This window comes from Paenibacillus lutimineralis (assembly GCF_003991425.1).
GTDB classification, from domain to species: domain Bacteria; phylum Bacillota; class Bacilli; order Paenibacillales; family Paenibacillaceae; genus Fontibacillus; species Fontibacillus lutimineralis.
In genome coordinates this window covers 2711043-2730442 of the sequence record NZ_CP034346.1, presented here as the reverse complement: position 1 = coordinate 2730442, position 19400 = coordinate 2711043, and the positions used below count along the sequence as shown (strand labels likewise).

Genomic DNA, 19400 nt, shown 5'->3' with positions numbered 1-19400 from the left:
TTCCTATACGGAACAGGAGCTGAGATAATCGCCCAACACAGCTTCCGTACGATCCGACACTTCGGCAATTTCAGCCTTGCTTAAGTGATCATAATGAATGCCCATGACGACGGTCACGGTACATTTCAATCTCCGGGCTGCCTCCCTTGCCATATTGACAGTCAAGACATGTTCTTTATGCCCCGGTACTGCGGAGGTCTCAACCTCTATATTTTCACCATTCCAATAAGCCGTTGAAGCAGCCCCTATATGTTCGACCCCACCGGTAACCAAGATCACTAGATCGCGCCCTATGGGAACGGCCTGCAATTTAATGTCTTCAAACGCCATTTTCCAACCCCCTATGAACATCCTTCCCCCATTTTATAGGATGCCACGGATTTCGTCCAAGGTGGAAATGTTCTCAGCGATCATGAATTGCTCCACTTGATCAAGCAAGTCCTCTCCAGCCCGCAAATTCATGAAGTTATAGGTTCCAACCTGAGTAACTGCCGCACCGGCCATAATGAATTCGATAATATCTGTTCCGCTGCAAATTCCGCCCATTCCCATCACCGGGATCGATACAGCCTTGCTCACCTGATGCACCATGCGCAGAGCGATCGGCTTGATCGCAGGTCCAGATAAACCGGCATAGAGATTGTTGAATACGCTGCCGCGTTTGTATATATCGATCTTCATCGCCGAGAAAGTATTCACGAGGGATACACCATCTGCCCCTTCCTGCTCACACATGACAGCCATGCCGACAATATCCTCCGCGTTCGGGGACAATTTGATGACCAGCGGCAGCGAAGTCGCAGCACGTACCTTCCTGACGACCTCACGTGCCGTCTCCGTCTGGATGCCATAAGCCATCCCACCCGCTTTGACATTTGGACAGGAAATGTTGAGTTCGATCATCTCGACAGCCGGGTTACCACCAAGCTCCCTTCGCTTCGCATCCGCTTCGATCAGTTCAGCTCCCTCCACATAGTCCTGGATCGTATTCCCACCCAGATTCACGATGCGAACCAGATCGAGCTGCTCCCAGCGCGGACACTCTTCACGTAGGAAGGCTTCGACTCCCGGATTCTCCAGACCGACACTGTTCAGCAATCCGGACGGTGTCTCATAGACTCTTATTCCATCATTGCCGGCCTTCGGATGCAGAGTCAGCCCTTTGCCAGAAATTCCACCAAGGCGATTCACATCATAGATAGCCCCATACTCCTGTCCAAATCCGAAAGTACCGGAGGCCATGACGATGGGATTCTTAAAAGTCAGCTTACCGAAAGAACATGACAAATCGATCATTCAAATACAACCTCCTCTGCCGGAAATACAGGACCATCCGTACATGCCTTCTTCCGTTTGTCTTTACATTTCACACTGCATACCAGACAGGCTCCAACTCCGCAAGCCATCCGGTTCTCAAGCGATACATATACTTTAGCGCGTCCGGATGATGCTTGTTGCTTGCGCTGCACAGCGTGCAGCATCGGATGCGGTCCGCAGGCAATGATCGTATCATAATCTTCAAAATCGAGATCATCGAGAATCACACCGCCCACATTGACATGTGTCTGTCCAGCCGACGCTGCGCGGAATTCTTCCACCATATAAGGCTCGCGACTGAAGCCGAGATACACATCGGCACTCGGAACCTGGCGCAGGGCATAATAAAACGGGGCAATCCCGATTCCCCCGCCAATAAATGCCGTCTTGCCTTCCGGAGCTTCAAATCCATTCCCGAACGGACCATCCAGCTTCACCTGATCTCCTTGCTTCAATTTTGAGAATGCGGTCGTTCCCTCACCGACGACGAGATAAAGAAATTCAATCCGTCCAGGCGTAATATCGAAAATACTCAGCGGCCTGGACAGCAGCGGATAATTGTCCCATGCGCGAATCATGTAAAACTGGCCCATCTTACCGTCGAATTGACCAGCAACGGCCAGACGAAAAACTCCTGGTGCTACTTCCTCATTGGATATGACTTCCGTCAAATTGTTCAGTCCCCTTTCTATAGACGCCTGCTTGATTTTATGCACTTCATCTAAAGATGCAATTTTTCTTATCAATCAGTCTGTGACAAACATCACTTCAATACTTTTTGAGACCCGAGTAAAGCGCTTACCCTAAAAATTAATCATTCCCTCATATTTTTCAATAATAATGGGCATACCAGATCATGACATTTATTTTGGAGAAGAGGTAATGCTATGTCCACAAAACTCAAACACTGGATGATCGTCTGTACCATCCTGCTCATGTTGTTTCCAAGCTCTGGAAGCATTGAAGCCAAACGGTCGTCACCGGGTGCACCGGGTACGGAGGACACGGCACCTACATCCACTGAGACCAGTGAAAAGCCGCTTAATCTAGCCGAGCTGCAGCGTAAGTATTCCGAGACTTTTGTATTCCGTGGTCCCCGGGTGAAGCAGGTCGCCCTTACGTTCGACGATGTGCCAGACCCCCGATTCACGCCACAAGTGCTGAAAATACTGAAGCGTGAAGGTGTCAAAGCTACATTCTTCGTCGTTGGCAGCCGGGCAAAGAAACATCCTGATCTCGTTCGGAAAATCCACCTTGATGGTCATATTATCGGCAACCACTCCTATACTCACAATCAATTCAAGAAGCACTCGATGCAGGAATTCCAATCCGAAATATTGCGAACTGAGAAGGTGATTCAGAATATCGTTGGCTATCGTCCGAAGTTGATTCGGCCTCCATACGGTGATATTAATGAAGCCCAGGTTCGTTGGGCAAAGCGGCATAGCTATAGAGTTGTGAATTGGAACGTCGATTCCCTGGATTGGAAGGGGCTCGACAAGAATGAGGTCAAACAGAATGTGCTTGAGACGGTTGGCCCCGGATCGATCGTTCTCCAGCATGCTGGAGGCGGCTCGGGCTCCAACCTGAGCGGCACGATCGAAGCTCTTCCTGAGATTATTGAGCAGCTCAAATCCAAAGGGTATCAATTCGTTAATGTAGCCGATATGCTGCAAACCAAGAAAAATAAATTGTAACAGTAATAGGGCCCCACCGGAACAGCTAGCTGTCCGGTACGGCCCTATAATAATTCACGCACTATTAATCTATTAGTTTACTATTTCAATACAAATAACTTAACATCCTGGTAGCCAAACTGATTCACAAATGAGGTGCTGCCTGGAATGAAAATATCAATTCGGTTGCCCTTAATGGCGCCACCAATATCCGTTGCTGTCGCTACAAATGCTTTCTTAGGCAGACCTTCATGATCATGGCCGGTTACAAGTACCTTAGTACCGAGAGGAATGATTTTCGGGTCAACTGCAATCGTTCCAAGTTTAAGCGCATTGCCATAATAATCTACAGCCCCGTATCCACCATTCTCGCTTGGTGCAGAAGAATAAGCTGTCGCCTTTACATTCATTGTCTTGGAATAATTAAAGCTCTTGCCCCAAGCCTCTACCACCTTCTGATCGGCAAATACGCTGAGCGTAGGTAAAATAGCTGCGTTGCCCGTAGACTCGGTCTTCACTTCCAGAGCAGACATCGTATTGCTCTTATCATCAGGGATTGTGATGCTAAGACCTTCATATATATTCGTTGCCTTGACGGAAGGATTCGCTGTCATCAGCTTATCCATAGGCACTCCATACTGCTTCGACAGTGTATAGAATGTATCTCCTTCCTTCGCTGTATGTAACGAGTCAGCCAGCGCAGGAACGGATGTCATCGCTCCAAATAATCCAGCAGAAATAAATGCTGTCTTCATAATACGCTTGAATGTCCATGTATGTTGTTTCTTCATGTTGTCCTCCTTTTATGCGCCTGCGGAGTTAGTTGTCGGATTCGGGAAAAGGAAGTTTCCCTACGCAAGAATAGTAACAATAGTTAAATTTTTGTTACTATTTCAACCACGCTTCACCCCAAGATAGCCAATTTGTCATGACTCAATTCCAAATCAGCCTTTCGTTAAATCGTCCCCCGCACTTGTTCTAGTAAGTTTCGGCTCATTGAATATATCACAACTTTGTAACCAATAGCTCATGTAATTGTTACCATTTGCGCACAAAGCCTGATATGACACGGTATTTTTTAAGATTAATAATGACAAGATCGAGTAATATGTATGCTATAAAATCGGTACTCATAGCAAAAACACCGCGCACTGGAAACAGTGTGCGGTGTCAAACAAATCGATATGGTTATAAGAAAGTTAGAGTACTTTGCTCAGGAATTCCTTCGTCCGCTGCTCCTTAGGCGCACCAAATACCTGCTGTGGCGAGCCTTGCTCCAGTACCTGACCCTGATCCATAAAGATGATGCGATCGCCAACCTCGCGGGCAAAGCCCATTTCATGCGTAACGATCACCATCGTCATTCCTTTGTCGGCCAGCTTCTTCATGACATCGAGCACCTCTCCGACCATTTCGGGGTCAAGCGCGGAGGTCGGTTCATCGAACAGCATCACATGCGGCTCCATAGCCAGCGCTCTGGCAATCGCAATCCGCTGCTTCTGTCCACCAGACAATTGCGAAGGATAGGCATCCCGCTTATCCTGTAGACCGACGGTCTGCAACAGATCCATCGCTACGGCTTCTGCCTTGTTCTTCTCCATCTTCTTCACGCGTATAGGCGCAAGTGTGATGTTGTCGAGCACCGTCTTATGTGGAAACAGGTTAAACTGCTGGAACACCATCCCCATCTTCTGACGAGTCATATTAATGTTATGCCCACGTGCAGTAATCGATTCGCCTTCGAACAGAATCTCTCCTTCAGATGGGGTCTCCAGCATGTTAAGACAACGCAGGAACGTACTTTTCCCCGATCCGCTCGGACCGATTACAACGACAACCTCCCCTTGCGAGATCTCAAGGTCTATCCCCTTCAAAATGTGGAGATGGCCGAATTTTTTATGCAAATTTTTAACGGTTATCACTGGCCTTCAACTTCCTTTCGAACACACCTAAAACCCGAGATAGTGTGAATGTCAGAATAAAGTAAATCACTGCAACGATCAGATACGGTGTCATCCCGTTATACGTAATGCCAACGACTGAGCCGGATTGGAAGATCAACTCGGTCACACCGATAATGGAGACGATAGAGGACTCTTTTATAATCGTTATGAATTCATTGCCGATGGCCGGAAGCACCGATTTTATCGCCTGCGGAATAATGATGAAGCGCAGCGACATTCCCTGCGACATCCCGAGCGATCGCGCCGCCTCCCCTTGTCCACGGTCTACACCTTGAATACCTGCACGGAAGATTTCCGCCAAATAAGCCGAGCTATTGATTGACAATGTAATCGCACCCGATTGAATCGGAGTAAAATTAACGCCGAATAATTGCGAGAAGCCGTAATGAATAATCAACAGTTGTACCATCATCGGCGTTCCACGCAGGAACTCCACCCAAGCGTGGCCGATGAAACGGACGATTTTTAAGGGCGACATCCGCACCAAGGCAACCACAAGCCCGAGAATAAAACCGCAGATGACACCGATCGCAGCCAGCAAGAGCGTATACTGCACACCGGTGAAGAAGTAATCGCGGTAATCCCAAAACATCGTAAAAAACTTCATAACCAGATCATTCCTCCAATTTCATCAGAAAACTTGCTAAAAAGCAGAAAATAGCGAAGCTTCTCCGCTATTTTCTAGAGCAATTCCTTAAAGATGCAACGCCTATTTCTCAGCCAATTCACTGGCCTCAACAATAAACTTATCGATACTTCCATCTTCCATGAGACGAGTCAAAGTAGCATTAACCTTATCAAGAAGCTCCTTATTGCCTTTCTTTACAGCGACGATGTATCCATCATCCTCTACCGGCGGCTGAGCTTCGGAAATCGTCAGACCTTCGATATTACTTACATACGATTCAGCCACAGGGCCCTCAATAATCGCTACGTCTACACGGCCTGTTTTTAGCTGCATCATAATATCTTGAGTTTTACCCAGGGAAGTAATCTTGGCATCCTTGATCGTCTTGGCGATATCCTCCTGGATCGAACTCTTCTGGACACCGATCTTCTTGCCTACCAATGCATCCATCGTCTTGTAGTTGCCTTCTTCTCCGGAACGAGTAACGACAGCCTGTGTAGCCGTGAAGTAAATCTTCGACATATCTACTTCCTTCTGACGATCAGGGGTTGGACTCAAACCGGAAATAGCGAGATCAATCCGTCCGCTGTTCAATTCATTCATCAGAGAATCGAATTGCAAATCTTTGATTTGCAGCTCAGCGCCCTGTTCCTTGGCAATCTCCTTGGCGATCTCAATATCGAAGCCGACAATTTCATCTTGTCCTTGATCATTTTTAATATGGAACTCATATGGAGCGTAGTCCGCGCTAGTGCCGAGCGTTATAATCTTCTTACCAGCGTTGCTGGCGTTGCTCCCTGCACCTTGCGCGCTCCCGTCATTATTTTTATTTTGTCCGCATGCTGCAAGCAAGCTGGTTACCATCAATAGAGCTATAACTAATGTTCCCCACTTTTTCATTTCTCTCTCTCCTGTCATGTGCTTTCTTTGATTACTTGGCCAATTATAAAACATAATGCATATATATGCAAAGGTAAAATATGATACTTCATCATTTATTCACAGATTCTTATCTAAGTTCTGATATTAATTTATCTATGGTTAATTAAACTGAGCTGATGATATTAACAATATCACAATAATTAACCCTGATTATTCCATAAAAGCGATTTCTAAGTGTATAAAATCACGTTCATATGCTGTGTCGCGTTAAAACGTTAGTGAATATTTATAAGTCAGCTTATTTTATTTCATCTCTTTTATTCAATTCCAAGGAGCTTGGACATAATAGGACAAAGGAGTTGAACCTTATGCTGCTGGAAGCTCTATATCATGTTCCACGAGACAAATGGGCCTATGCCTACGATAATTCAACGATTCATCTGCGGATTAGAACAAAGCGTGATGACCTCGAACAGGTCATTGCCATGACTGGGGATAAATATAATTGGGCCGGTACTTATCAGGAATATCCCATGGAGAAGGCAGCTCATGATCGCATGTTCGACTACTGGGAGGTCGACGTCCGCCCCCGCTACAAGCGCTTATCCTATGCCTTCAAGCTCGTTGCTGGTACTGAGACGATTTATATGCTCGATTCCGGATTACAGCATGATCCCCCCTCCCCTCCGGGAGAATGCTTCGAATACTCCTATATTCATGAGATTGACGTATTCAAAGTGCCGGAATGGGCCAAGGAAGCTGTGTTCTATCAGATTATGCCGGAACGGTTCGCTAACGGGAATCCAGATAATGATTCGAAGCCTGTAGAAAAGTGGGGAAGCCCCCCAAAATTCGATAATTTCTTTGGTGGGGATTTACAAGGGGTATTGGATCATCTAAATCATCTCGTCGATTTGGGAATCAATGCGATTTATTTCACGCCTTTATTCACTTCGCCATCCTATCATAAGTACGATACGACAGACTATCGGCAGGTGGATCCTCATTTCGGTGATAACGCTCTGCTTAAAAAGGTCGCCGTGGCCTGCCACGAACGTGGAATTCGCGTTGTACTCGATGCAGTCTTCAATCATTGTGGCGAGCAATTCCCTCCGTTCCAGGATGTATTGAAGCATGGGCAAAACTCCAAATATGCGGGCTGGTTCCATATCAATGAGTTCCCAGTGAAGATTAAGGACGGAGTTCCCACCTATGATACCTTCGGTTTCTTCGGGAATATGCCCAAATTTAATACGGCTAATCCCGAAGTGAAGGAGTATCTGCTAGGTGTAGCCGAATATTGGATCAGGGAGATTAAGCTTGATGGCTGGAGGCTCGATGTCGCCAATGAGATCGATCACCATTTCTGGCGTGATTTCCGTAATGTCGTGAAAAGGGTAAATCCGGAGGCTTATATTATCGGAGAAGTATGGAGCGATTCACTGAACTGGCTGCTGGGCGATCAATTCGATTCCGTCATGAACTATCCATTTGCCGACAAGGTACTTGAATTTTTCTGCGGTGGAATGGATGGCTATAACTTCTCAAATGAGATGGGTTCACTCGTTATGCGGTATCCCCAACAGACGAACGAAGTGATCTTCAATATGCTCTGTACACATGATACCCCGCGGCTTTTGACCCGGGTTGGCGGAGACAAAAGAAAGCTTAAGCTCTGCGTCGTCTTCTTGTTCACTTATATCGGCACACCTTGCATCTTCTATGGTGATGAGATCGGCTTAACAGGGAATACGGATCCTGATTGCCGTAAATGTATGGAGTGGGACCCTCTGAAGCAAGACCGTGAGTTGCTCGATTTCTATAAAATGATGATCGCCTTGCGCAAGAAACATGTCGTGCTTAGACAGGGGCGCTTTCGCTTTCTACAAGCCAAAAGCGGCAATCCCTGCATCATTTATGAGCGACTGGATCAGAGTATGCACTTCACAGTCTGGATGAATAATACGGATAAAGCGTGCGTGCTATCGCATCCGATTCAGACAAGCGATTGGCAGGATGCCTTAACCGGCGAGAGAGTTGCTCCCGACTCGGGCACAATGAACATCAGCCTGGACCCGTATGGCTTCCGTATTCTGTACCGACACATCAAATGAACATCAACAAGCCGGTAATCTGGTAGACCGATCCATATCGAGCGGATCTCACCAGTCCCGGCTTTTCTTTATACAGTCTTAAGCCTTGCGTAAATTTCGCTATACTGTCTTGCCGATTGCTGCCAACTATAGTCTCCGGACATCGCTGTCTTGACGAGACTCTCCCAAATTTCCGCTTGTTCATAGAAGGAAACAGCTCTGCGCAGCGTGTATAACAGATCATGAGCATTGAAGTCATGAAAGGTAAATCCGTTCCCCTCCTCCGTATATTCGTTGTAGGCATGCACTGTATCATTGAGCCCTCCCGTCTCCCGCACGACGGGAATGCTTCCATAGCGTAAGGCCAATAGCTGGCTGATTCCACAGGGTTCAAAGCGTGAAGGCATCAGAAACAGATCGCTGCCAGCATAAATCCGGCGTGATAGCCGATCGCTGAACAGAATCTGCGCTGATAGCTTCTGGGGATAGCGCCGGGCCGCTTCCCTGAACCATTCCTCATAGCTGTTATCCCCGGTACCAAGTAATACGAACTGAACATCGTCCTCGTTAAGCCATTCATCCAGAATACGCGTCATTAAATCAAGGCCCTTCGGCTCAACCAACCGTGTCACCATGCCGATCAGCGGGATGGATGCTTGCTCAGGAAGTCCCAATTCCTGCTGCAGCGCCAGCTTATTTTGCCTTTTCTTCGCCAGGCTGCTGCGGTATTTGACGTATATATCCTCATCCGTCAACGGATTATACAGCTTCGCATCAATACCATTTACAATCCCTGACAAGCGATCCCCAAGCGAACGCAGTAATCCTTCCATTCCATAGCCATAGTAAGGGGTGCGGATTTCTGCAGCATAGGTAGGGCTCACCGTCGTAACATGATCGGCAAATACTAGTCCTGCTTTCATAAAGCTCACATTGCCATAATATTCGACCGCGTCCGCCGTAAAATAATACTCCGGCAAACCAAGTAAATCGCCTAGCACTTCCCGTGGGAAGATGCCCTGGTACAGCAAATTGTGGATTGTATATACAGTACGGATGTAACCATAAGCCTTATTGGTCTGATAATGCTCCTTAAGAAGCAGCGGAATCATCGCTGTATGCCAATCATGACAATGGAGAATATCTGGCAAAAATTCAATCAGCGGAAGCATATCAAGCACGGCCCGGTTCAGAAAGGCGAAGCGTTCTCCATCATCCGGGTAACCGTAGACACCATCCCGGCTGAAGTAATATTCATTATCGATAAAATATACAGGCATTCCTTCATGAATTAAATACTCGATGCCGCCATACTGCCTGCGCCATCCGACAGGCACTTCCATCGCACCCAGATGCGTCATCTGGTCTGTAAAGCAGGACGGGATGTCCTTATATTTAGGTAGCACAACTCTCACATCATGACCTGCCTCTTGCAGCGCCTTTGGGAGTGCACCGATCACATCAGCCAATCCACCTGTCTTAATGAAAGGGACGACCTCGGCAGCAGTGAACAATATTTTCATATATGCTTCCTCCTTGGTGATTTAGTGCCTGGTTTGGTCTTCTTCGATAAGCGAGGTCTCACCCTCCGCCCGGTTCTAATCGCTGGCTTCAGAACGATGAAGCTAAGCGGTGGAAGCGCCAGTTCCAAGCTATACGGGCAATCATGCCAACGCTTCGGCTCACTATGCAGCGGGGCAATGCGAATCTGTTCTGCGCCGCCATAAGCCTTCAAATTGCTGTTGAACATCTCTACGTATGCTCCATATTGTGGTACACCGATTTGATAATGCTCCCGTTCAACAGGTTGAAAGTTAATAACGATAAGCAGCGTGTCCTCGATCCGCTTGCCCTTGCGCAAGTAGCAGATGACGCTTTGCGTACGATCATGCGGATTAATCCACTGATAACCGCTACCGTTATGATCATTCTCCCACAAGGCAGGCTCTCTTAAATAGAAATGATTCAACGAGCGGGTATATTCCAGCATTTTGCGATGCATTTCGTAATCCAACAGCAGCCAGTCCAGCTCTGCCTGATCTCTCCATTCAATGAACTGACCGAATTCCGCGCCCATGAACAGCAGCTTCTTCCCCGGCGATGTCATCAGATAACCGAGCAATATTCGTAACCCGGCGAACTTCTGCTCATAGCTTCCTGGCATTTTACTAAGCAAGGACTTCTTGCCATGCACCACCTCATCATGAGATAAGGGCAGTGTGTAATTATCCGTAAAGGCATACCAGATCGGAAAAGTAAGCAAATGATGATTCTTTGGCCGCTCTTCAAAGTCAGTTTCCATATAACCGAGCGTATCGTTCATCCAGCCCATATTCCATTTATAATTGAAGCCAAGCCCGCCTATATCCACGGGGTCTGTAACCCCGGGCCAGGAGCTGGATTCCTCCGCCATCATCAAAGCATAGGGGTAATACTTGAAGATGACCTGGTTTAACTGCTTCAGGAATTCAATCGCCTCCAGATTCTCCACACTCCCGAACTCATTCAGAGGATGCTGGCCCGACGGCTTCTCAAAATCTAGGCGCAGCATACTGGTTACAGCATCGACCCGCAGGCCGTCGAAGTGATACATATCCATCCAGAACAAAGCATTCGATATAAGAAAGGATCTGACCTCCGGCTTGCCGAAATCGAAGCTCAGCGTCCCCCATCCTGTCTTTTCGGCTTTGGCCTCGTCCTCATATTCGAACAGAGCCGTACCGTCGAACCGCCGTAGACCGTGCGCATCCTTAGTGAAATGACCCGGCACCCAATCGAGCAAGACACCGATCTCAGCCTGATGGCAGCGATCCACGAAGTACATCAAGTCCTCAGGTTTGCCATAACGGCTTGTTGGAGCATAATAGCCAGTTATCTGATATCCCCAGGATAGGTCATAAGGATACTCGGCCAGTGGCATTAACTCGATATGCGTATACCCCATTTTTACAACATAAGGAATTAGGATGTCTGTCATCTCACGGTATGTATAGAAACTGCCGTCCTTCCTTTGCCGCCATGTTCCGAAATGCAGTTCATATATGTTCAGCGGCCTGTGGTACAACGCTCTGCGGCTACGCTGCCAATTCTCATCATGCCATGTGTAGCCCGTTATCGATTTGACAATGGACGCTGTAGCTGGACGAACCTCCGCATAGGTTGCATACGGGTCGGCCTTCAAACTTTTGACACCATCTTGGCCAGTAATTTCATACTTGTAAAAAATTCCTTCCTCTACATCCGGAAAAAAACGAGTCCAAAATCCCGAATCGGGTATCTTATATAATAAATCATTCTCCCCGCTCCACCGGTTCCAATCCGAGGCAATGGATACTTGCCGCGCGTGGGGCGCCCATACGGTAAATCGAACACCGGACTGACCGTCCTCTACTGCCAGATGCGAACCTAGGGTTAAATAGCTGCGGTACAGTGTTCCTTCATGAAATAAATAAATATCATCTTTGGAAATCATATCTGTTCGTTCGGACAATGTATAATCACCTGCTTCTCCAAATAATTTTATAGAGGCTAATAAACAGCCTGAACCGCTTGAACCACGTATTTATCCATAATTTTTGTGTTAACTCCCGATATTGAAAGTTAAAATGCTCTTTTACAAATTTCTTTGTAATAATTTCTGATAATTTCCATACCTTTAATTTCAACGACATCATTCATATCTAGTGTATGTAAGAACAACACAGTCCAAACCACACGGGAGGGAAAAAACGAAGTGAATAAAAAAAATTGTATTGCAATGCTGCTGGCTGGAGGTGAAGGTCGCAGATTATCCCCGATCACTTCCAAACTTGCTAAACCCGCCGTACCGTTCGGCGGCCATTACCGGATCATCGATTTTCCTCTCAGCAACTGCGTCAACTCAGGGATCGATACCATTGGCGTACTTACTCAATACGAGGCAGAATCGCTTCACGAACATATTGGCGAAGGTAAAGCATGGAACCTCCCGAAGCATGAGCATGGCGGTATTTCTCTACTGCCATCTTATAACGCCGGTGTGCAGGAGTATGCCGGAACAGCAGATGCAATATTCAAAAATATCGAGTATGTGGATCGATTCAAGCCGGATCAGGTACTGATTCTGTCGGGCGACCATATTTATCATATGGATTACCGCAAGCTGCTTGATTATCACTTGTCTGTGAACGCAACCGCGACCATTTCCGTCATGCCCGTTCCATGGGAGGAAGCACATCGCTTCGGGGTAATGTGCACCGACCAACGTAATAGAATTACGGAGTTCGCGGAGAAGCCAAAGCATCCGACCAGCAATCTAGCCTCTATGGGGATTTATTTATTCAATTGGGACTTTCTGAAGCAACATTTGATCAAGGATGCAGAGGATGTAGGAAGCAGCCATGACTTTGGCAAAGATTTGATTCCGAAAATGCTGGCTGGCAAAGAGCCGCTGCATGTCTATGAATTTAAGGGGTATTGGCGTGATGTAGGCACGGTTCAAAGTCTGTGGGAAGCACATATGGATTTACTGGCCGAGAACGCAGATTGGAAACTAACAAATAATAAGGCCTGGCCGATGTTCACCCAAGGACTGCCAGGTGCTCCGTCCCTTCTGTCCCGTAATACACAAATCAGCAACTCGCTGGTACATCATAGTTGCGAACTGGAAGGGCAGATTGAGCAATCCGTTGTGTTTGGTGAGGCGAGTATCGGCCGATATACCAAGATTAAAGACAGCGTCATTATGCCTGGTGCCAAGATCGGCCGCAATGTCTGGATCGAGAAGGCCATTATCGGTGAAGGCGCGGTCATTAAGGATGGCGCGATGATCAAAGGGGCCTTAGGCGATATTATGGTTGTCGGTCCCGGCGAGACCGTTACTGCCAAACCTGCGCTTATTCCACAGCCAACAAGACTGCTTATGGAAGTCTATGAGAAGACGCCGCGGCTTCGAGCAGAAGGCATGCCTTCTTAGCGCTCCCCAGACCCTAGCTTCATCCAACTGAGCTTTTTTGAAAAAACGCACATCGGGAGCATAAGCTTCGGTGCTGAATACCGAACTTTTGAACATACATTAAAGGGACTCTCTAAAGTACAGCATTCTTAGAGAGTCCCTTCATGATGTAACAACATATTTAATTCTGATCCTCACTGTTCATTTGCTCTACCTCTTCGTCCCGGTTCTCAGGATCATGAATAGGCATCGGCAAAGTGACAGATACAGTGGTACCAGCACCAAGCTCACTACGGATATCCATTTTACCATGGTGCAGTTCAACGAGCTGCTGGCTGATCGCCAGTCCAAGCCCGGTTCCGCCGCCTTGATGATTTACCTGGAAGAAGCGATCTCGGACTCTGCTCAGATTTTCCTCGCTGATTCCTATCCCGCTATCAACAACTTCGATCTGAACCTGCTCGGCTGAGATTGGATTGATGACGAGATGAATCCAGCTATTCTCATGCGAGAACTTAATCGCATTATCAACCAGATTCAGGAAGACTTGCTTCAATCGATTGGCATCGCCGATAACCGTAATCGGCTTATCCATTTGATCATCAAGCTTGATCTGGATTTGCTTCTTCTCCGCCTTCGCCCATACGTTCAGCATAATCTCCTTCAGCAATTCCTGCAGCTTGACACGACCGATCACAAGCTTCATCTCGTTCTGCTGCAGCTTGGAGAAGTCCAGCATCTCTTCAACCAGTCCGATCAGCCGATCGGTCTCCTTGGAGATAATATTCATTCCGATCTTCGTCTCATCCGGATCGAAACCGCCAGAGGTTAGTGTCTCGCTCCAACCCTTGATGCCCGTTAATGGAGTACGAAGTTCATGGGAGATGGACGAGATAAAATCATCCTTGATCTGGTTGCTGCGAACGATCTCCTGAGCCATATAGTTCAGCGTGGAAGCCAACTCGCCTAATTCATATCTATACTCGCCCTCAATACGCGTATCGAATTTCCCCTTCGCTAACTGGGCGGATACAGCCCTTATGTTATTGATCGGCTTCACGATCGAATTAGCGAGCCCGATACTGAACAAGGTAACGAGTGCCAGTACAGCAACGCATACCGCTGAGGATAGCAGGGTTAGATTCATCATTTTGGAATTAACCGCCTCAAGCGAAGTTACATAACGGACGATGTAGGCATTCTCCCCTCGTACCTGAAGCGGTGAGGATACGGCCATGACCATTTCCCCCGTTGACGGCTGCCTGCCGATCCATTTACCGACACTACCCGAAGCTGCCTGCAGCACGTCACTCGTCTGGATTGCCTTCTCATCCTGGAACGGATTACTGCTTGCCTTGACATTGCCTTTCCGGTTCAGAATCAGAAGCTCTGTGTCCTTCAATTCAAAGGCATCAAGCATTTCCGTAAAATAATGCGGATCATTATCTGCATTCAGCTTTACGAATTTCTGAAAATAATCGGACGCCCATGTCGTATGGTTCGACATATGGTTATAGATCGTATCGTAATAGTACATGCGAATGGCCAATGAGAAGATCAGTTCAACCATGAACAGAGTTACGAATACGACGATAAAATAATGCATTACGATTTGTCGTCCGATACCCTTCTTGATCATTGTCCCTCGCCCTTCCATTTATAGCCAAATCCCCACACAGTCTGGAGGAACATCGGCTCGGAAGGATTATTCTCGATCTTCTGGCGAAGCCGACGGATATTGACGTCAACAATTTTCGGATCGCCCATATATTCTTTTCCCCACACATGATCAAGCAATTGATCGCGGCTTAGCGGGGAGTTCTCGTTCTCCAGGAAATATTGTACCAGTGAAAATTCGGTTGGTGTTAGTTCTATCAATTGGCCACCACGCTTGAACTGCTTAGAGATCAGATCCAGCGTGAATGGCCCGGAAGTAAATGTAACTTTGGTGCTGCTCTCCCGGTATACGTTAACTCTTCGCAGCAGGGAATGGATGCGGGCGATCAGTTCTGTCGGACTGAACGGCTTGCTTACATGATCATCCGCTCCGACGGACAGTGCATAAACCTTATCCTGTTCCTGTACTTTTGCTGTCAGAAAAATAATCCCGATCCGCTCGTTCGTCTCACGGATTCTGCGACACACCTCAAAGCCATCGATACCTGGAACCATCACATCAAGCAATGCAATATCGATATCCGGCACGCTCTGCAGCTTCGCAAGCGCCTCGTGCCCGTCTCCAGCCTCCAACACTTCGAAGCCGTTCCGCTTCAAGTTAATCACGATAAAACTGCGGATCGATTCTTCATCTTCCAATATCAAAACTTTGCTCACTTCGCGTCTCCTCCCTCTATCATAAACAGCCTCTATCGCTTAATTTCCTGTTCGCCCTTATTCACCTTCATGTTCGACTTACTATAAAAACCGATAACCTTGTCATAATCCCAGGCCAGCAGCTCCCATTGATCCTTATAGTTCTCCCACTCAGATAGTGAGAAGAAGCGTATTTCCGCCACAGTCTCCCCGCTATCCACCTTGACGAACCATAGATGTTCATCCGGATTGGACTTCGGATCGATCGTTACGTTATTGGTCCATTCCTTCGGGAAGTTGAAATAGAATCGACCTGAAGGGTCCATATACTGCTGCTTGACGAACTTCCAGCCGACGCCCTCATCCCATTGATAGTAAGAGAAGAGCGGCATGTCATATGGGGGTTCCTCCCAGCCAATCGGCTTCTCCGACCGTGCCACCTCTAGAATGCCATCACCATCCACGTCGCCACTGTATACCGGATAGTTCTTGAAAGTGAAATCCTGGGATGGTACCAGATCCTCAAATTTGCCATTCTTCATCACAAGCATATGAGAATATGCATAATGGGCCCCGAATGAAGCGTCCAGAATAATTCCCCTCAGCTTCGGTGTAATGTTGCCACTCACCGTGTTGTAATATTCCTCAACTGCGTCATCCAATTGGATTTGATCCAGTTCCTTGAACGATGTTCCATCAAGTTGATAAGTAGTTACAGTTGCATTCTGTTCCCGCTTCAAGTTCACGACTGTAATATCCAGTTGACCATCCTGATTAAGGTCATCAATTAGGAAATTACTGTACGGCAGGGTCAGCAGATTGTCCACCTTCTCGCCATCATACGAATAGATGGTTAGACCTTTCTGTACATCCTCTCCCCCGCCGGAAAAGCCTGCGATAATATTCAGGCGACCATCGCCGGCCAGATCCTTCAAATCGAAAGTTTCAAGATTCTGCCCTTCGCCATCAAAGCGAACCTGAACGCTCCAACTATCCCCTTGCTGTTTGAGAATCATGCCGTGGATACGTACTGTCTCGTCAGGGGTCTCATAGAAGACGATCGCTTCCTTCACGCCGTCATTGTCCAGATCAGCGGTTCGAATTGAGCTCTTCACATCCTTTGGTGCTATAATCGAGCCTTTCGTCTCGACATTAATGACGTTGAACAGCGATTCCCGGTCCGAGGACAGCTGCGGCGTACGCATTAATGCTTTTGGATCATCAATGATGCTGCAGCCGCTAAGCAAGAGCAGCAGCAAGCATCCAGAGCATAACGTCAGCCAGCGTCTCATATTACCTCTCAAACTCATCACTCTTTTCATGCTAAATCGATTAATCGTTTCTCCCCAGCAGTCAGCCGTCTCCCAACGATGTCTATCTTAAGTTCCCCCGATTGAACACCCCAAATTCGCGTGCAATATTTCTCGGCCAATTCAAGCGGGAGTGCAGTCACTACGGTCGTTCCCTGGGTTTTGCACAGTTGGCTGAAGGTCTCGATGACTCTCTCAGCTGATTTGGGATCCAGTCCAATCGTGGGCTCGTCCGCAGCGATAAATTTAGCGCCATGGACAAGTGCTCGGCAAATGGCCACCCGCTGCTTCTCTCCACCGCTAAGTTTGCCAGCCTTTACATGGGCCTTATCGAGCAAACCGAATTTCTCCAGCTCGTCCATCGCTCCCATATAATCATCTGAACGAACCATACCGGTAAAGCGGCGAATCGCCGATACTTGACCGACTTGTCCGATCAGAACATTCTTGAGCGCCGTTCTCTCCGGATAAAGAGAAGGATTCTGTTCCAGATAAGCAAATCTGGAGCGCATTTTATGCGACCCCTTACCGCCGCCCTCGATCAGCTTGTCCTCATTCCATGTATAGTCTCCGCTGTTCCATGAATCACGAAGCGCTAGACAGCGGAGCAGCGTACTCTTTCCGCTGCCGCTTGCACCGACAATACCGACTAGTTCCCCTTGAGCGAATTCTGTGCTGATATCACATAGTACTTGCTTCTTATTCCCATCCACCGATTTTTTTAAGTGGCTAACCTTGATCATGTCCGATTCTCCTTTGGTTGTACCTATATCTATATATAAGTTCGTGTTCAAAAAGGCCAGTTTTCAGCACCAAGAAGGTTGGATAAAGCTAGGGTCGAAAGGAGCGGAGCGTACGTAGTTTGTACGTGAGCACCGGAAGACCCGGCTGAATTCAAGATTCGATGCCGAATAGCTTCTTGATTGACTTCGTGATCAAAAGTGGACTTTTTGAACAACCTCTATAAGTTCGTGTTCAAAAGTTCAAAAGTCACTCTAATCTATAGTGTATTGGAAATAGCCGTGAAAATCCATTACAGCCTGTTCATATTTTCATTTTTTTCGAGAGTTTGTTTTCTAAAGCCGAATCCAGCCAAAGTAAATAGCACATACAAACTGCCCAGAAGGATGAATAACGTACCCGGACTTATAAATTCCATCGCAGCTCCACCGACATTCGGGCCGAGAATACTTCCAAGGCTGAAATGGAAAGAAGCTATCACATTCGCAGCCGGTAACAGCGCTGCTGGCAACAAATCGGCGGCATAAGCAAGTCCAAGCGAGAAGAAGGAACCAACTAGGCCACCAGCACCCAGGAACAGCAGCAGTAAGCCCCAGAAGTTATTCCCTGCCAGCGGTGCGATCAAGAACAGCGTCCCTCCGCCGAGGCCTGCAATCATTAATACTACCTTGCGGCTATAACGGTCGCTCAGCATTCCTAGCGGAAGCTGCAGAATCAGACCACCGATTCCGAAGAAAGGAAGCAGCGTTGCGATTTGCTCTGTACTTAATCCGATCCGCAGGCCGTAAATTGGGAAATTGCTGTTCATCGTCGATTCCATATATCCATATAATAATGGCGTGAACAGAGCAAACCAGGCCAGCCTGTAAATTCGTCCGTATTTACGAGTTTCCTTCACACTACCCGCTGCTCTCTCTGGATACTTATTAGGCATCCGAAGTATAACGAGGAGTACCCCTACTGCGGTAAGAATAGACAATAGTAGAAATGGAAGAAGCTGACCATAGCTCAACAATCGGATCCCGAAGGGGCCGAAGCTGAAGCCAAGCCCGTAGGACATACCATAGAGTGAAAGGTTCCGTCCGCGACGTTCTTTGGGTGACAGCAGGAGCAGCCAAAGCTGTGAGGTAAAATGAATCGCGCTGTCTCCGATTCCGACAATCAGACGCAGTACGAACCATATAGACAAGTTTGAGACTAACGGAAAGATCGGCAAAGCGACCATAACCGCTATCATGCCGCCGATCAGCAGCTTCTTGAAGCCAGTACGTCCAAGCACGCGCTCGGCAACCAATGTCATGGCAAATGAACCCACATAGAGAGCAGCGGCATGCATCCCGTTCACAGAGGAAGGGATTCCCCGCTCTTCCATGAAGATAGCAAGAACTGGTAAAAGCAGTCCTTGGCTTAACCCCGATATAATAATGACCAATGTCAATAAGAAAAATGGCGATACCCTTATCGGAAATTTACTAGAATTTGATGTTATTGTCATGATGCCTTCCTTCCTGCATAACAAAAGAAAACCGTCATGACAATATGA

General features: G+C 47.4%; 17 protein-coding genes and 1 riboswitch. Of the genes, 3 read left to right on the top strand and 14 right to left on the bottom strand.

All coding sequences use genetic code 11. The features are described 5' to 3' along the window. Positions 1-3: 3 nt before the first annotated feature. The 3 genes from lpdD to EI981_RS11600 are packed head-to-tail and all read right to left on the bottom strand — an operon-like array spanning position 4 to position 1988. Positions 4-330, bottom strand: a complete 327-nt coding sequence (lpdD, locus tag EI981_RS11610) for a prenylated flavin chaperone LpdD (RefSeq protein WP_126998272.1) — start codon at positions 328-330, stop codon at positions 4-6. Positions 331-363: 33 nt separating this feature from the next. Then, positions 364-1296: a dihydroorotate dehydrogenase gene (locus tag EI981_RS11605; protein ID WP_126998270.1), complete on the bottom strand. Its 933-nt coding sequence runs from the start codon at positions 1294-1296 to the stop codon at positions 364-366. Further along, positions 1293-1988 (bottom strand): dihydroorotate dehydrogenase electron transfer subunit, encoded by a 696-nt coding sequence (locus EI981_RS11600; protein WP_126998268.1) that lies wholly within the window; start codon positions 1986-1988, stop codon positions 1293-1295. The genes EI981_RS11605 and EI981_RS11600 overlap by 4 nt, the downstream gene beginning before the upstream one ends. 216 nt (positions 1989-2204) lie before the next feature. On the opposite strand from EI981_RS11600, the gene EI981_RS11595 reads away from it, so the two are divergent. Next, the gene (locus EI981_RS11595) at positions 2205-3014 is read left to right on the top strand and encodes a polysaccharide deacetylase family protein (RefSeq protein ID WP_193556452.1); all 810 of its coding nucleotides are present in this window, start codon (positions 2205-2207) and stop codon (positions 3012-3014) included. 80 nt (positions 3015-3094) lie between these two features. Here EI981_RS11595 and EI981_RS11590 read toward each other — a convergent pair whose 3' ends face one another. From EI981_RS11590 to EI981_RS11575, 4 genes are all read right to left on the bottom strand, one after another. Then, positions 3095-3784 carry a 3D domain-containing protein gene (locus tag EI981_RS11590; protein ID WP_126998266.1) on the bottom strand — a complete coding sequence of 230 codons (690 nt, stop codon included), beginning with the start codon at positions 3782-3784 and terminating at the stop codon, positions 3095-3097. Position 3785: 1 nt separating this feature from the next. Next, a riboswitch (cyclic di-AMP (ydaO/yuaA leader) is annotated at positions 3786-3997 on the bottom strand. A 195-nt stretch (positions 3998-4192) separates the two neighbouring features. Then, positions 4193-4915, bottom strand: coding sequence for an amino acid ABC transporter ATP-binding protein (locus tag EI981_RS11585; protein ID WP_126998264.1), 723 nt, complete (start codon positions 4913-4915; stop codon positions 4193-4195). Beyond that, entirely contained in the window at positions 4902-5549 is a 648-nt protein-coding gene (locus tag EI981_RS11580; RefSeq protein ID WP_227011802.1) for an amino acid ABC transporter permease, read from the bottom strand. Before EI981_RS11580 ends, EI981_RS11585 begins: the two co-directional genes overlap by 14 nt. A 117-nt stretch (positions 5550-5666) precedes the next feature. Next, positions 5667-6485, bottom strand: a complete 819-nt coding sequence (locus tag EI981_RS11575; RefSeq protein WP_126998262.1) for a transporter substrate-binding domain-containing protein — start codon at positions 6483-6485, stop codon at positions 5667-5669. 350 nt (positions 6486-6835) lie between these two features. Here EI981_RS11575 and EI981_RS11570 point away from each other — a divergent pair, with 350 nt between their 5' ends. Next, positions 6836-8581: an alpha-glycosidase gene (locus EI981_RS11570; protein WP_126998260.1), complete on the top strand. Its 1746-nt coding sequence runs from the start codon at positions 6836-6838 to the stop codon at positions 8579-8581. 68 nt (positions 8582-8649) lie between these two features. Here EI981_RS11570 and glgA read toward each other — a convergent pair whose 3' ends face one another. Next, on the bottom strand, positions 8650-10083 hold the full coding sequence (gene glgA, locus EI981_RS11565; RefSeq protein ID WP_126998258.1) for a glycogen synthase GlgA: 1434 nt from the start codon (positions 10081-10083) through the stop codon (positions 8650-8652). Continuing rightward, on the bottom strand, positions 10080-12032 hold the full coding sequence (gene glgB / locus EI981_RS11560) for a 1,4-alpha-glucan branching protein GlgB (RefSeq protein WP_127004585.1): 1953 nt from the start codon (positions 12030-12032) through the stop codon (positions 10080-10082). Before glgB ends, glgA begins: the two co-directional genes overlap by 4 nt. Positions 12033-12293: 261 nt before the next feature. On the opposite strand from glgB, the gene EI981_RS11555 reads away from it, so the two are divergent. Beyond that, positions 12294-13514, top strand: a complete 1221-nt coding sequence (locus EI981_RS11555; RefSeq protein ID WP_126998256.1) for a glucose-1-phosphate adenylyltransferase — start codon at positions 12294-12296, stop codon at positions 13512-13514. Between the two features lie 160 nt (positions 13515-13674). On the opposite strand, the gene EI981_RS11550 is transcribed toward EI981_RS11555, so the two are convergent. From EI981_RS11550 to EI981_RS11530, 5 genes are all read right to left on the bottom strand, one after another. After that, on the bottom strand, positions 13675-15132 hold the full coding sequence (locus tag EI981_RS11550; RefSeq protein ID WP_126998254.1) for a sensor histidine kinase: 1458 nt from the start codon (positions 15130-15132) through the stop codon (positions 13675-13677). Further along, positions 15129-15827, bottom strand: coding sequence for a response regulator transcription factor (locus EI981_RS11545; protein WP_126998252.1), 699 nt, complete (start codon positions 15825-15827; stop codon positions 15129-15131). Before EI981_RS11545 ends, EI981_RS11550 begins: the two co-directional genes overlap by 4 nt. 32 nt (positions 15828-15859) lie before the next feature. Continuing rightward, positions 15860-17116, bottom strand: coding sequence for a hypothetical protein (locus EI981_RS11540; RefSeq protein WP_227011801.1), 1257 nt, complete (start codon positions 17114-17116; stop codon positions 15860-15862). A gap of 8 nt (positions 17117-17124) precedes the next feature. Continuing rightward, positions 17125-17859, bottom strand: coding sequence for a phosphonate ABC transporter ATP-binding protein (locus EI981_RS11535; protein ID WP_126998248.1), 735 nt, complete (start codon positions 17857-17859; stop codon positions 17125-17127). 290 nt (positions 17860-18149) lie between these two features. Beyond that, entirely contained in the window at positions 18150-19352 is a 1203-nt protein-coding gene (locus EI981_RS11530) for an MFS transporter (protein WP_126998246.1), read from the bottom strand. Positions 19353-19400: the final 48 nt, after the last annotated feature.